At 62.8% G+C, this 14,290-nt stretch carries 12 protein-coding genes and 1 tRNA gene; 5 read left to right on the top strand and 8 right to left on the bottom strand.

The window, feature by feature from the left end:
* The first annotated feature begins 20 nt into the window (after positions 1-20).
* On the top strand, positions 21-863 hold the full coding sequence (locus PanNE5_RS10735; RefSeq protein ID WP_017232942.1) for a hydroxymethylpyrimidine/phosphomethylpyrimidine kinase: 843 nt from the start codon (positions 21-23) through the stop codon (positions 861-863).
* 82 nt (positions 864-945) lie between these two features.
* Here the strand turns inward: PanNE5_RS10735 and PanNE5_RS10730 are convergent, their stop codons facing one another.
* The 8 genes from PanNE5_RS10730 to recA all read right to left on the bottom strand — a co-directional run bounded on the left by PanNE5_RS10730 (position 946) and on the right by recA (position 9,508).
* Entirely contained in the window at positions 946-2,742 is a 1,797-nt protein-coding gene (locus tag PanNE5_RS10730) for a PglL family O-oligosaccharyltransferase (RefSeq protein ID WP_261939731.1), read from the bottom strand.
* A 294-nt stretch (positions 2,743-3,036) separates the two neighbouring features.
* Positions 3,037-3,561 (bottom strand): pilin, encoded by a 525-nt coding sequence (locus PanNE5_RS10725; protein WP_017232940.1) that lies wholly within the window; start codon positions 3,559-3,561, stop codon positions 3,037-3,039.
* A gap of 229 nt (positions 3,562-3,790) precedes the next feature.
* Entirely contained in the window at positions 3,791-4,519 is a 729-nt protein-coding gene (locus PanNE5_RS10720; protein WP_150563621.1) for a TerC family protein, read from the bottom strand.
* 155 nt (positions 4,520-4,674) lie between these two features.
* On the bottom strand, positions 4,675-5,556 hold the full coding sequence (sucD, locus tag PanNE5_RS10715) for a succinate--CoA ligase subunit alpha (RefSeq protein ID WP_017232938.1): 882 nt from the start codon (positions 5,554-5,556) through the stop codon (positions 4,675-4,677).
* 82 nt (positions 5,557-5,638) lie between these two features.
* Positions 5,639-6,805: an ADP-forming succinate--CoA ligase subunit beta gene (gene sucC, locus PanNE5_RS10710; protein ID WP_017232937.1), complete on the bottom strand. Its 1,167-nt coding sequence runs from the start codon at positions 6,803-6,805 to the stop codon at positions 5,639-5,641.
* Positions 6,802-7,488, bottom strand: coding sequence for a DUF2889 domain-containing protein (locus PanNE5_RS10705; protein ID WP_017232936.1), 687 nt, complete (start codon positions 7,486-7,488; stop codon positions 6,802-6,804). Before PanNE5_RS10705 ends, sucC begins: the two co-directional genes overlap by 4 nt.
* A gap of 309 nt (positions 7,489-7,797) precedes the next feature.
* Positions 7,798-8,343: a recombination regulator RecX gene (recX, locus tag PanNE5_RS10700; RefSeq protein ID WP_315973480.1), complete on the bottom strand. Its 546-nt coding sequence runs from the start codon at positions 8,341-8,343 to the stop codon at positions 7,798-7,800.
* A gap of 100 nt (positions 8,344-8,443) precedes the next feature.
* Positions 8,444-9,508 carry a recombinase RecA gene (gene recA / locus PanNE5_RS10695; RefSeq protein ID WP_261939730.1) on the bottom strand — a complete coding sequence of 355 codons (1,065 nt, stop codon included), beginning with the start codon at positions 9,506-9,508 and terminating at the stop codon, positions 8,444-8,446.
* Between the two features lie 202 nt (positions 9,509-9,710).
* Here recA and PanNE5_RS10690 point away from each other — a divergent pair, with 202 nt between their 5' ends.
* The 4 genes from PanNE5_RS10690 (at position 9,711) to PanNE5_RS10675 (ending at position 14,181) form a co-directional block, all read left to right on the top strand.
* Complete coding sequence (locus tag PanNE5_RS10690; protein WP_017232933.1) at positions 9,711-10,400, top strand: response regulator transcription factor; 690 nt, start codon at positions 9,711-9,713, stop codon at positions 10,398-10,400.
* Between the two features lie 50 nt (positions 10,401-10,450).
* Positions 10,451-12,094 (top strand): HAMP domain-containing histidine kinase, encoded by a 1,644-nt coding sequence (locus PanNE5_RS10685; RefSeq protein ID WP_017232932.1) that lies wholly within the window; start codon positions 10,451-10,453, stop codon positions 12,092-12,094.
* Between the two features lie 171 nt (positions 12,095-12,265).
* A complete protein-coding gene (locus PanNE5_RS10680; protein ID WP_026131762.1) occupies positions 12,266-13,924 on the top strand; it encodes an MFS transporter in 1,659 nt (552 codons plus the stop codon).
* Positions 13,925-14,104: 180 nt separating this feature from the next.
* A tRNA-Met gene (locus tag PanNE5_RS10675) sits at positions 14,105-14,181 on the top strand.
* Positions 14,182-14,290: the final 109 nt, after the last annotated feature.

Here is a 14,290-nt window from a genome sequence, read left to right as displayed (position 1 = left end):
TCGCCGTCTATCCTGCCTCCATGCAAACTGAATCCCCTCCCATTCTCCTGACCTTCGGACTCTCCGACCCGACTTCGGCAACCGGCGTCCAGGCTGACCTGCTCACGTTCGCGAGCATGGGCGGCTACGGCGTGTCGGTGCTCACCGGCTATTCCGCCCAGGACTCGCGCACGTGCAACGACGTACAGCCGGTCGACCCGGACTGGGTCGTCGATCAGGCCCGCATGCTGCTCGAAGACATGCCGGTCGCCGCGTTCAAGGTCGGAAGCGCTGTCAATGCGGAGAACGTCGCGGCCATTGCCGAGATCGTGGCCGATTACGACGAGACGCCCCTGGTGGTCGCGCCCGACTTCGGCCTGGCCGGCGAGCACCTGCTCTCGGCCGACGAGTTGCGCGAGGCCACGGCCAGTCTGCTCGTGCCGCAGGCCAGCGTGCTCGTGGTGAGCCCAGCCAATGCCATCGCGCTGGCACAGACCGTCACGGAGAACGAAAACCTTTCGCTCGACGACGCGGTTGCCATCCTGTTGGAAAACGGCTGCGAGTTCATTCTGGTGAGCGACAATAACGCACCGCAATTCACGCACACGCTCTACACCGAGGGTGGCGTCGTGCGCGAGGACGCGTGGGACCGGCCGCCGCACAACGTCGCCGGCGCCATCGACACGTTGGCGGCCGCCGTCACCGCGATGCTCGCCAACGGCCTCGCCGTGCCAGAAGCCGTCAGTGAAGCGCAAGAGTATCTGCAGCAGGTCCTGGAGAACGCATTCCGCCCGGGCATGGGACGCCATTTCCCCGACCGTTTCTTCTGGGCGCGTAGCGAAGAGACCGATCAAGACGACGAAGGCGATACCCCCAAGGCTTGAGCCGTTGTGCGACAGCGCCGCAAAACACAACGCCCGTGAAATTCACGGGCGTTGTGTTTCATGGGCAGAGTCGCCACTGCCTTTATGACATCGATGACGTCTTCTCTTGCGGTGCGGCGCTCGCGTCCTCGTCGGCCTCGCCCTTCGGCCGCCCCCACGCCTCGATGACCCGTTTGACGAACGGCTTCAGCGTATCGCCCTGCTCACGCAACATCCGGACGAGCGCAGCGTACTGCCCATCGAAAATCGCCGAGTTGTAATTCTTCAGGCGCTGAATGTCTTCGAGCGCTTCGTCGTCGCGCCCTGCGAGGGCGAGCAGCACGATATAACGCTTGATCATGGTCGGCCCGGCACCCAGCGCCAGCGCTTCACGATGCGCCGCCAGCTTTTCGTCGAGCTGATCGCGATTCAGGAACAACGCCCCCGTGACCGCGTAGTCGCCATACGGGGTGAAGAAGAGCGCCGGATCCGTGCGATAGGCTTCGATTTTGCCGGCGCGATAAGCCACTTCGACGCGTTGGTAGTCGTGGTAGAGCCAAGGAATCGCCACGCATGCAAACAGCACGATCACGCCATTGATGGCACCGGCGGCGGTGGGTGACACGCTATCGATCGCTTTTGTCTCGCACAAACCGAGCAGGAACAGCGCGGGCAAGAGGAAGAATGCGTAGTGCTGCGGATACTCCAGCATGGCGTGGACCGCGAGCATACCCAGCAGAACGAAGGCGAGCGCGACAGACGCCACCTTGATGCCGCGCACCGCGCGCGCGAACCAGAACGCCAGCGGCGCCAGTACCGCCAACGCACCGATGATGCCGGTCTTCGCGAGCAGATCGAGCAGCACGTTATGGGCGTTGTCGGCCATCTCAACGGGACCGAGCTTGTCGACCAAGGCAAACTGTGCGTCGATGTAGTTCGACCAGCCCGCGCCGAACCACCAATGCTCACGGAAGATCGCCAGACCGTACTCCCACAGGTTCAAGCGCCCCGCCACTTGGCCGGCCTGCTGCATGCGGGCCACGGCACTGCCGTCGAGCTGCAACCCCCAGGCAACGTTCGCCCAACCGACGAACATCGTCATCAGGGCGAGCAACGGAAGGATGGCAACGGGCACGAACCAGCGCGTCGACCGGCGCATGTTGCGCGCCGTCTCGGCACGCGCCACCCACACGAGCCACGCCCCGAATGCCGACAATAGCGCCAGTTGCAGCCACGGTGTACGCGAGCCGGTCAGGCAGATACCGATATCGAAAGCCGCACACACCACAAGCCACAGCCAGGCGGGCAGCTTGCGCTGATACCAGAGATAGAACGCCCCCGCGCTGGCAAGCGACAAATATGTTGCCAAGTGATTCGGCTGATACATATTGCCGAACAGTCGGCGCGCGACCGTCACGGAGTACTTGGCCACCAGCCAGGGTACGTCGGCTTCCAGATGAAACGCTTGCAAGACCTGCGCGCCCACGGCGTACAGCCCCCCCAGCGTGAGCGCCATCGCACTCCATCGCATGAGCACGTCGCGCCACCCGAGTTGTGCCAGCCAGAACCCGGCATTCACGGCCACGATCATCGCCACGCCGTAGAGCAGCGCAGTCATCATCAGTTGCGGCAGCTCGGTCGGCATCGTGGCACGCTGCACAAGGATGACCGCCACAAAAGCGAGCGGCATCCAGGTGACGCGAGGCATCCGTAGCGCGCGTGCGTCGCGTTGCCACACGGCGATCATCGAGAGCGCACCGAGCAACGCGAACAGCGAGAATGTCAGCGCTTCCGCATAGAAGGTGGAAATCGGATACGTGTGCCTGACGAGGTTATAGGGCAAGGCCCAGATCAGGGTCAGCGTGAGCCCGATCATTGAGAGAAGCAGAGGAGGAAACAAGATTGCCGCCGTGCAATGCACCCGTTGGAAGATGCGCAAGCATAACGAAAAATGGCTGCCCCAGGGGCAGCCATTTCACGGCGGACGCGTATGACTGCGCCGTCGACAAATCCGCCATCTCGGCACGCCACGCGGAGGGGCACGTCAAGGTTGCGCCGCCGGTGCGTCAACGCCAGGTCGCCCCCAAATCAACGCAAGCTCGACGTTACGCACGCGCCGGGCCCGCGTCGGCAGACGTTGCGTGGATGTCGCGCCGATACAGCTCGACGCAGTCCGTCCGGCCGAGCGCCGGCCTCAGCCCGACTTGCCGGTGGCCGCCGCCGCACGGCACTCCGGCGGCGCCAGCTTACCCGGCAACGTCGCACCATTCGGAGCCCCTTCGCGGCCTTGGGCGTAACACGTCCAGACGATCTGGCCTTCGGGGGCCTTGCCGACCGTCAGCGCCTTGGGCGAGCCATCGGCAGCGGCGCTCGTCGGCACCAGCACAAGGGCACCGTCGCCTGCACGTTGCGTATAGGCGACCGTCACGTTGCCGCTCACGGCATCGATACTCACCGCATTCACGTTGTCCGTCGCGCTCGGCGCTTGCCAGCCGCTGTTGAACGGCGCGCCGTGCATGGCGTTCTCGCTCACGAGTGCCTTGGCGGACGCCGCAGCCCCCAGCCCTTCGACAACACGTGCACGTACCAGATAACTCTGCAGATACGGAACCCCTGCCATGACCAGCACACCGATGATCGCCAACACGATCATCAACTCGATCAGGGTGAAACCCCGAGACTTGGCAATACCGGAGGTCCGGTGGCCGAAACGACGCATTGTGTAACTCCCTGCGAAAGCAATGAAAACAAAAGGGACATCGGGGGGAAGTGGGCGGAGTATGCCATACCCCCCTCGGCCAGCGCCCTGCCGTAGATCAAAATCGGGCGGGGCCGTATGGGTGAGGAGAATCGTCCTAGTCAGAAGCGGGACGATTCGGCCGAACAGCACGGTGGCTCATGGAAAAACCACCGCGGACCGACGACATCGGCCCCGGGAATGGACCCGATCATTCCGAAGAGGTTGCACGCATTTGACGTGCATCGGCCCGACGCTTGAGCACGCGCCCCACCACCACCACGAGCAGTGCACCGATCACAGCCGCTACGTAATGCGTATATTCGGCCGCGGCGCCCGGCAGATGCAACCAGTCGCCGATGCCCGGATCTGACGCGATCAGCCCGCCCGCAATCCAGCCGAGCAACGCCGCCCCGGCCATCACGATGAATGGGAACCGGTCCAGGGCCTTGAGCACCAGTTGCGAGCCCCAGACGATCAGCGGAATGCTCACGAGCAGACCGAAGATGACGAGCGGCAACTGATGGTCTTTGGCGGCCCCTTCCGCGGCGCCGGCAATGGCGATGACATTGTCGATACTCATCACCAGGTCGGCAATGATGATGGTCTTGACCGCCGTCCAGAGCTTGTCGGCCGGCTGTACGCTATCGTGAGCCTCATGGTCGGGCACCAGCAGCTTGATCCCAATCCAGAGCAACAACGCGCCGCCCACCGCCTTGAGATACGGCACTGCGAGCAGCGTCACGGCGAACGCGATCAGGATCACGCGCAGTACGATGGCGCCGATCGTGCCCCATACGACGCCCTGCAAACGTTGTTTGGCCGGCAAGTTGCGGCAGGCGAGTGCGATCACCACGGCATTGTCGCCACCCAGCAGGATGTCGATCATGATGATCTGCAGGACCGCAGCCCAGTTCAGCTCGGCAAAAAACGCAAGCATGGCGGGAATATCCTCGGGAACGCATGCAACGATGGAAACGAATGGCTTGTGAAACGCCATAGCAAAAAAGGGAGCCCGATGTCCCGGGCTCCCTTTTCATGACCTCGCTCGTGCGCGCCAGTTCCGGCGCGCACGACCCGGTCGTCCGACGGGATTTACAGCACCGACTTGAGCAGACGGCCCATTTCCGACGGGTTCTTGGTCACCTTGATACCGCAGGCGTCCATGATTTCCAGCTTGGCTTCAGCCGTATCGGCACCGCCCGAGATCAGCGCGCCGGCGTGGCCCATGCGCTTGCCCGGGGGCGCCGTCACGCCCGCGATGAAGCCGACGACCGGCTTCTTCATGTTGCCCTTGATCCACTCGGCCGCCATGGCTTCGTCCGGGCCACCGATTTCACCGATCATGATCACGGCGTCCGTATCCGGATCGTCGTTGAACATTTGCATGACGTCGATGTGCTTCAGACCATTGATCGGATCGCCACCGATACCGACGGCGGTCGATTGGCCCAGGCCCAGGGCGGTCAGTTGACCCACGGCTTCATACGTCAGGGTGCCCGAGCGCGACACCACGCCAATGCGACCCTTCTTGTGGATGTGACCCGGCATGATGCCGATCTTCAGTTCGTCCGGCGTGATCACGCCCGGGCAGTTCGGGCCGAGCAGCAGGGTCTTGCGACCTTCGCGACGCATACGGTCCTTCACTTCGATCATGTCACGAACCGGGATCCCTTCCGTGATACAGATCGCCAGGTCCAGATCGGCTTCGACGGCTTCCCAGATCGCGGCGGCCGCGCCTGCGGGCGGCACGTAGATCACCGACACGGTCGCGCCGGTCTGTGCCTTCGCGTCCTTGACCGAACCGAAAATGGGAATGCCCTCGAAGTCTTCGCCAGCCTTCTTCGGGTTCACGCCGGCGACGAACGCGTTCTTGCCATTCGCGTATTCGCGGCACATGCGGGTATGGAACTGGCCGGTCTTGCCAGTGATACCTTGGGTGATGACCTTTGTATCTTTGTTGATCAGAATCGACATTGCTTGATTTCCTTCATCCGGTTGCCGGGCAGCGTTCGCACACCCCTTTGGGGTCGCGCCGCTGCGGCTTCGACTGTTCTGGTTACTTGCCTGCGGCAGCCGCGACAACCTTCTGGGCAGCTTCTTCCATGCTGTCCGCCGAGATGATCGGCAGACCCGATTCGGCGAGCATCTTCTTGCCCAGGTCTTCGTTCGTGCCCTTCATGCGCACGACCAGCGGCACCTTCAGCGAGACGGCCTTCGAGGCTGCGATCACGCCTTCGGCGATCACGTCGCAACGCATGATGCCACCGAAGATGTTGACCAGAATGGCGGTCAGGTTCGGGTTCTTCAGCATGATCTTGAACGCTTCGGTGACCTTCTCGGTCGTGGCGCCACCGCCCACGTCCAGGAAGTTCGCCGGCTCGCCGCCGAAGAGCTTGATGGTGTCCATCGTGGCCATGGCCAGACCGGCACCGTTCACCAGGCAGCCGATGTTACCGTCGAGCGAGATGTAGGCCAGATCGAACTTCGAGGCTTCGACTTCTGCCGGATCTTCTTCGTCCAGGTCGCGGTAAGCGACGATTTCCGGGTGACGGAACAGGGCGTTCGAGTCGAAGTTGAACTTGGCGTCCAGCGCGGTGACCGTGCCGTTGCTGCTCACGTTCAGCGGGTTGATTTCGGCCAGCGACGCATCGGTTTCCCAGAACGCCTTGTACAGACCTTGCAGAATCGCGCGGGCTTGAGCGATCGAAGCGTCGGGAACGCCGATCTTCTTGGCCAGATCGTCGGCTTGCGCGTCGGTCAGACCGACGGACGGCTCAACGATGACCTTGTGGATCAGTTCCGGATGCGTTTCGGCGACTTCTTCGATGTCCATGCCGCCTTCGCTCGAACCCATCAGCACAATCTTCTGCGTGATGCGGTCGACCACGAGGCTGACATAGAGTTCGTTCTTGATGTCGGCGCCGTCTTCGATCAGCAGGCGGTTGACCTTTTGACCTTCCGGACCGGTCTGGTGCGTGATCAGTTGCATGCCGAGGATCTGGCCGGCGTATTCGCGCACTTGCTCGATCGACTTGGCAACCTTCACGCCGCCGCCCTTACCGCGACCGCCTGCGTGAATCTGGGCCTTGACCACCCAAACCGGACCGCCGAGTTCTTCGGCTGCCTTCACGGCCTCGTCCACGGAAAACGCCGGAATGCCGCGGGGCACCGCGACTCCGAATTTTCGGAGGATTTCCTTGCCTTGATACTCATGAATCTTCATGCGTGATTCCCTTCTTGCTGAGTTGGAAGTTTGGGTTCGAGCTGGCGAGTCGAGGCACCATCGCGCACCGCTTCGGTTGTGGCGGGCGTCGTGGGCTCGTTCGCTCGATCGTTTGCGCGGCCGTTGAACCAGCGCGGGTAAAACCGGCGCACCGCCTCGCCATCAAACCGCAGGGCGTGACAATGTCCGAGTTGGAAAGGAGGCGCCGAAACATCGGCCTCGTGGGCGGCCTTGAGCGCCGTGTCGGGGGTGTGGATCACCTCGCCGGCGAAGGCCTGAATCGCTGCCGTGGGCAGGACACTGCAAAGTTCGGTCAGATGGGTACAGCCCGCCGCGCCGCCGAGGCGCTCGCGCACCGCATGGCGGAACCCGCGCCGCAGGTTAAGTCCGATCAATTGACGGTAGTCTGGGCCAATCTGGTCGCAAATGCCGGGATAAGGCACCCAGTCGGAGACGGCCTCGGCGTCACGCACCTCGAAACTCTCGTCGATCGTCAGACGCAGCCACAGCGAGTGAATCGGCGTGCCCTCCTTTCGAAGGCCCGTTGCCAATGCAAAATCGCGATCCTTGTGATCGGTTAGACAGGCTTCGATGTCCCATAGGCCATCGTCGCGCGAAAACGCTTCGACAGCGATCGCGCGGCGGTGACGCAGGGTACGAGAGGCGGGCTCAGAGAGCGGCATGCGAGAGTGTGCAATGCATGAACGCGGAAAGATCTGAATTCTAGCATAGGCAGCGACGGCGATTGCCGCAGCGCAACAGAAGCCCGCCGCATAAGGTCGAATTACCCGACCAATGGGTCGGGTAATCAAAATTCTGCAGGTGCTGGGCGTATGGTGCAACGCCATATCGCGATAACTGTGGCATGACGCGACACGCGAGATACCGCGCCATGTCACGCCAGTATTCATGCGGCTTGCGAGCCCACGCGCGTCACCCGCCCTTCCCCGATGAATGGTGCGACATCCATCAGGAAAATGATGGATGTCGCGTCAAAAGTCGTCCGAGTATTCGTCGGCACCCCACACGATTTTGCTGATAACGGTACGCGAGAAACCGCGCGAGGCGAGAAAACGCATCTGTTTGGCGCGCGCCTCGGGCGTCGTGGCAATCTCGCCGAACTTCTTCTGCCATACGGCGCGGGCCCGGGCGAGTTCCGTTTCGCGCAGTTGTGTCGCGAGGGCCGTCACGGTATCGGCGTCGACCTGATGCTGCTTGAGTTCGTTGACGATACGCGTCGTCCCCATGCGCGACGCACGCCGATGCACGACGCTTTGCGCAAATCGCTCATTGGACAGCCAGCGCTCCTGCTCAAGACCGTCCAGCACGCGATCGAGCGCCTCGGGATCGTCGGCGTCGGCGAACGGCGCAAGCTTGCGACGCAGCTCGGCTCGGCTGTGTTCGCGACGCGCGAGATAGGACAGCGCGCGCGCCTTGAGGCTCAGCACGGGTTTGCGCGACGGCTTGGCCGCAACGGCGGCGTCGCCCGGCGGAGGTGGCGGCGCGTTCGGATCTCGGGGAGGACGGCGAGTGATCATGACGTCATCGTGATGCCATCAAAGCGGGGGCCGGAAAAGCAAAACGGCAACGCGGCGCCGACTGGCCTCGCGTTGCCGCTCCGGAACAGGCGAGAGGTCCTCAGACCTCGTCGTCTGCTTCGATCTCGCCGGTCTCGTTGATTGCCGTGACGCCGAGCGATGCGCGTACCTTATTTTCGATCTCGCGGGCGATATCCGGATTTTCGCGCAGGAATTCACGCGCGTTGTCCTTGCCCTGGCCGATCTTCTCGCCGTTGTAGCTGTACCAGGCGCCAGCCTTCTCGACGATCTTCGCGTTCACGCCCAGATCGATGATTTCGCCTTCGCGCGAAATCCCCTGGCCATAAAGGATATCGAAAATCGCTTCGCGGAACGGCGGCGACACCTTGTTCTTGACGACCTTGACGCGGGTTTCGTTGCCGACGACCTCGTCACCCTTCTTGATCGAGCCGATCCGGCGAATGTCGAGACGCACCGATGAGTAGAACTTCAGTGCGTTTCCGCCCGTAGTAGTTTCCGGGTTACCGAACATCACACCGATCTTCATCCGAATCTGGTTGATGAAGATCACCGTGCAGTTCGTGCGCTTGATGGTACCGGTCAGCTTGCGCAGGGCCTGGGACATCAGACGCGCCTGCAGACCCGGCAGCGAATCGCCCATTTCCCCTTCGATTTCGGCCTTCGGCACCAGCGCCGCCACCGAGTCGATGACGATGAGGTCGATCGAGCTCGAGCGCACCAGCGCGTCGGCGATCTCGAGGGCTTGTTCGCCCGTGTCCGGCTGCGAGATCAGCAGTTCCGGCACCGACACGCCCAGTTTGTTGGCGTAGCCGACATCGAGGGCGTGCTCGGCGTCGATAAACGCGCAAGTGCCACCGACCTTCTGCATTTCCGCCACGACTTGCAGCGTGAGCGTGGTCTTACCCGACGATTCCGGACCGTAGATTTCGATCACGCGCCCACGCGGCAAGCCACCCACGCCCAGCGCGATGTCCAGGCCCAGCGAGCCGGTCGAGACGACCTGGATGTCCGCTTCGACCTCGCTGTCGCCCAGACGCATGATCGAGCCCTTGCCGAATTGCTTTTCGATCTGCGCGAGGGCGGCGGCCAGCGCCTTGCCTTTCTCGGCCGACAGATTGGCAGACCCTTTCTTGCTTTCTTCCATGAATCGTCCTTTGATATGATGAGCGAGACGGCTCGGGTGAGGCGTGAATGCCAGTACTGTATAAAAAACCAGTGCTGTTTGCAAGTGCCTGTTGTCCGAAAGCGCCGAAACGACAAAAAAAGCCGCGAACCACGCGCCGCAACATCACAGGAGACACACCGCAGCCGTCAGGCGACGGTGCCAATACGAGCCTATCACGCCCATGCGAATTCTCATCGCAGAGGATGACAGCATTCTGGCCGACGCCCTGACCCGCTCGCTGCGCCAGGGGGGCTATGCCGTCGATCACGTCAAGACGGGGCTCGAAGCCGATTCCGCGCTCTGCGCCCAGACGTTCGACCTGCTGATTCTCGACCTCGGCCTGCCGCGCCTGCCCGGTCACGAGGTCCTGCGCCGCTTGCGCGCGCGCAATTCCCATCTGCCCGTACTGATCCTGACCGCATCGGACAGCGTCGACGCCCGCGTCAAGGGGCTCGATCTCGGTGCCGACGACTATATGGCCAAGCCGTTCGCGCTGGCCGAGCTCGAAGCGCGCGTGCGGGCGCTGACGCGGCGCGGCGCGGGCGGCGGCTCGACGGTCATCCGTCACGGCCCGCTCAGCTTCGACCAGGTCGGACGAACCGCCTATATCAATGAGCAGATGCTCGACCTGTCCGCCCGCGAACTGGAATTGCTCGAAGTCCTGCTGCTGCGTACCGGGCGGCTCGTTTCCAAGGAGCAGCTCGTAGACCACTTGTGCGGCTGGGGCGAAGAGGTGAGCAACAACGCCATCGAGGTGTACATGCACCGGCTGCGCAAGAAGATCGAGCCGAGCGGGGTGCGCATCGCCACGATCCGCGGGTTGGGGTATTGTCTGGAGAAGCCGGCCGCCGCGCCTGCCAATGCGGCATAGTCCGCCGAATGCGGCCGCGGCCGCCCCTGCCTCTTTAGCCTCTCCGTCCGATGCGTCTGAGCTTTCGCCACCATCATCGCGCCACGCCTGCGGACCCGGACGCGTCGTCGCACTCGCCCTCATCACCTGAGGGCGCCCCCTCACGACGGCACACTCCCTCGCCGCCCGGTGCCGACGAACCGTTCGACCGGCTCGACCCTTACACCGATCCGTTCGTACGGCCCGGCTTTGGCGCGCCGCTCGAGCACGAGGCGGAGCCGCCCCCGCGCTCGCTCTTCGGCGAAATCCTCGACTGGATGCTCGCGCCACTGCTGCTGCTTTGGCCGATGAGCATTGCCGTGACGTACCTCGTCGCGAAATCCATTGCCAACGGCCCCTTCGACCGGGCGCTCGAGACCAACGCTTATGTTCTCGCCCAGCAAGTCCATTCGGACCGCGGCCAAGTCACCCTGACGCTGCCCATGCCCGCACGCGATCTGCTGCGCGCCGACGCCACCGACAACGTCTATTTCCAGGTGCTGGGGGCGAAGGGCGAACTCGTCGGCGGCACGCCCGACCTGCCGCTACCGCACGAAGACGACCGTCCGCAACCCGGCGTCGTACAGTTTCGCGACGAAACCGTGGGCGGCAACGACATCCGCGTGGCGTTCACCTACGTCGACTTGCCGCGGGTGACGCCCGCCGGCAGCATGGCGCTCGTGCAGGTCGCGGAGACGCTCGACAAGCGCAGCCAACTGGCGAACGAAATCATCAAGGGCGTAATCCTGCCGCAGTTCGTGATCCTGCCGCTGGCTATCGTGCTCGTGTGGTTCGGCCTGTCGCGCGGCCTCGCGCCGCTGCATGCGTTGCAGGAACACATCCGCGCGCGGCGTCCCGACGATCTATCGCCGCTCGAAGCGCGCCAGGCCCCGCCAGAGATTGCACCGCTCGTGGGTTCGCTGAACGATCTGCTCAGTCGGCTGGAGCAGAATATGAAACTTCAACAGCGTTTCATCGCCGATGCCGCGCACCAGCTGAAAACACCGCTCGCGGGGCTGCGCATGCAGGCCGAACTTGCCTTGCGCCAGACGTCTCCCGACGAATTACGCCGTTCGCTGTCGCAGATCGCCGTAAGTTCCGAGCAGGCGGCGCGCCTCGTCAACCAGTTGCTGGCGCTGGCCCGCGCGGAGAACAGCGCGAACGACGCCGCCGCCTTCACGCCGGTCAATCTCAGCGTGCTTGCCCGAAGCGCCATGCAGGACTGGTTCCAGGCCGCCTTCGCCAAGCGGATCGATCTGGGCTTCGAGGAGCCGCCGTTTTCGGTGCATCTGTCGGGTCAACCGGTGATGCTTCGCGAATTGCTCAACAACCTGATCGATAACGCGATCCGGTATACGCCGACGGGTGGGAAGGTGACGGTACGTCTGCGGCATGAGGCGTCCGACGGCTTCGTTCATCTCGAAGTCGAAGACACCGGGCCGGGCATTCCGGCGTCTGAGCGTCCACGGGTGTTCGAGCGCTTTTATCGCATTCTCGGCAGTGACAGCGACGGCAGCGGCCTGGGTTTGGCCATCGTGCGCGAGATCGTGCAGATCCATCGCGGCGACGTGAGCGTGCTCGACCATGTTGACGCGCAGCACCCCGAAGCAACCGGCACGCTCATTCGTGTCACGTTCCCCCTCGCCGATGCGCCTATCGAAAACCCGCATGCGTGACGAATTCACGCGAAATACGTTCAATATCGAGCCAAAGTCGAGGGTAAGTCCCTAGCAACGTAAGCTTCGAGTCAGTTTGGCGTCAGACGTCGGTAAGGTTGTCCTCCAATAATCAGTGGCAGCGGCCCGGGCACGACCCAGGGGCGTGCTTACATTACAGGAGACAACCGCATGGCTACTACAACGACAGCCACCTCCCATGCGCCGATGACCGCCGAAGAAAGAAAGGTCATCTTCGCGTCGTCGCTGGGCACGGTGTTCGAATGGTACGACTTCTACCTGGCCGGGTCGTTGGCCGTTTTCATCAGCCGGCAGTTCTTCTCGGGGATCAACCCGACGGCCGCTTTCATCTTCACATTGTTGTCATTCGCTGCAGGCTTCGCGGTGCGTCCGTTCGGCGCCATCGTGTTCGGCCGCATCGGTGACCTGGTCGGTCGCAAGTACACGTTCCTGGTAACCATCACGCTGATGGGGCTGTCGACGCTGGTTGTCGGTTTGCTGCCGGGCTACGCGTCGTGGGGGATCGCCGCCCCGGTGATCTTCATCGCCATGCGTTTGTTGCAAGGTCTGGCGCTCGGTGGCGAATACGGTGGTGCCGCCACGTACGTTGCCGAACACGCGCCGCATGGCCGCCGCGGGTTCTACACGTCGTGGATTCAGACGACCGCCACGCTGGGTCTCTTCCTCTCGCTGCTGGTGATTCTTGGCACCCGCACGGTGATTGGCGAAGAAGCGTTTGCCAACTGGGGCTGGCGCGTGCCGTTCGTTCTGTCGCTCCTGCTGTTGCTGGTGTCGCTGTGGATCCGCATGCAATTGAGCGAATCGCCGGCGTTCCAGCGCATGAAGGCCGAGGGCAAGGCCTCCAAGGCGCCGCTCAGGGAGTCGTTCGGTGAGTGGAAGAACCTGAAGATCGTGATCCTGGCGCTCGTCGGCCTGACGGCCGGTCAGGCGGTCGTGTGGTACACCGGCCAGTTCTATGCGCTGTTCTTCATGACGCAGGTGCTGAAGGTCGATGGCAATACCGCGAACATCATGATCGCGGTGGCCTTGCTTATCGGCAGTCCGTTCTTCGTGTTCTTCGGCGCGCTCTCGGACAAGATCGGGCGCAAGCCGATCATCATGGGGGGCTGTCTGATCGCCGCGCTGCTGTACTTCCCGATCTTCAAGGCACTCACGCACTACGCCAACCCGGCCCTGGAGGCGGCAACCGCTCGCTCGCCGATCACGGTGATCGCCGATCCGAACGAGTGCTCGTTCCAGTTCAACCCGGTGGGCACGTCGAAGTTCACGAGTTCGTGCGACATCGCGAAGAGCTACCTGTCGCGCTCCGGCCTGAACTATGAGAACCAGGCAGCGCCGGCGGGCACGATGACCACGGTGAAGATCGGCGACAAGGTGATTTCGTCGGTCGACGGCAAAGCGGCGGATGCGAAGGAAAAGACTGCGGCGTTCGAGGCCGACATGTCCGGTACGCTCAAGGCCGACGGATATCCGCCGAAGGCTGACCCGGCGCAGATGAACAAGCCGATGGTCGTGGTACTGCTCACGATTCTGGTGATCTTCGTGACGATGGTGTACGGGCCGATTGCCGCGATGCTGGTGGAAATGTTCCCGACGCGCATTCGCTACACGTCGATGTCGCTGCCGTATCACATCGGTAACGGCTGGTTCGGCGGCTTCCTGCCGGCCACGGCGTTCGCGATCGTGGCCGCCAAGGGCGACATTTACTCCGGCCTGTGGTACCCGATCATCATCGCCCTGGCGACCTTTGTGATCGGCATGCTCTTCATCAAGGAAACCAAGGACGTCGACATCTACGCCAACGATTGATGGGGTGACCTGCCCGACAGGTTGAAACGGATCAACAACGCCGGGGCCTTCGGGTCTCGGCGTTGTCGTTTCCGGAACCCGGGGCGGCGACGCGGGACGAGCGGTCGTGGCGACTATTTGCGTTGTTCCGCAAAAATATGTTGACAGCCCATGGGGGCTTACCTATACTCTTTCTTCTACGGCGAATTAGCTCAGTTGGTTAGAGCGACGGAATCATAATCCGCAGGTCCGGGGTTCGAGTCCCTGATTCGCCACCAAATTTAAAACGGCTCCCAGCGATGGGAGCCGTTTTTTTTGGGTTCGCACAAAAGCGCTGCTGACGTTTTGCATCCCACGCCAAAGGGCGCAAACGTCAGTTACCCGCCG

The organism is Pandoraea sp. NE5 (genome assembly GCF_024363545.1).
GTDB lineage: Bacteria > Pseudomonadota > Gammaproteobacteria > Burkholderiales > Burkholderiaceae > Pandoraea > Pandoraea cepalis.
The sequence above is the reverse complement of the archived record's forward strand: the minus strand, read 5'-3'. Positions and strand labels throughout refer to the sequence as shown.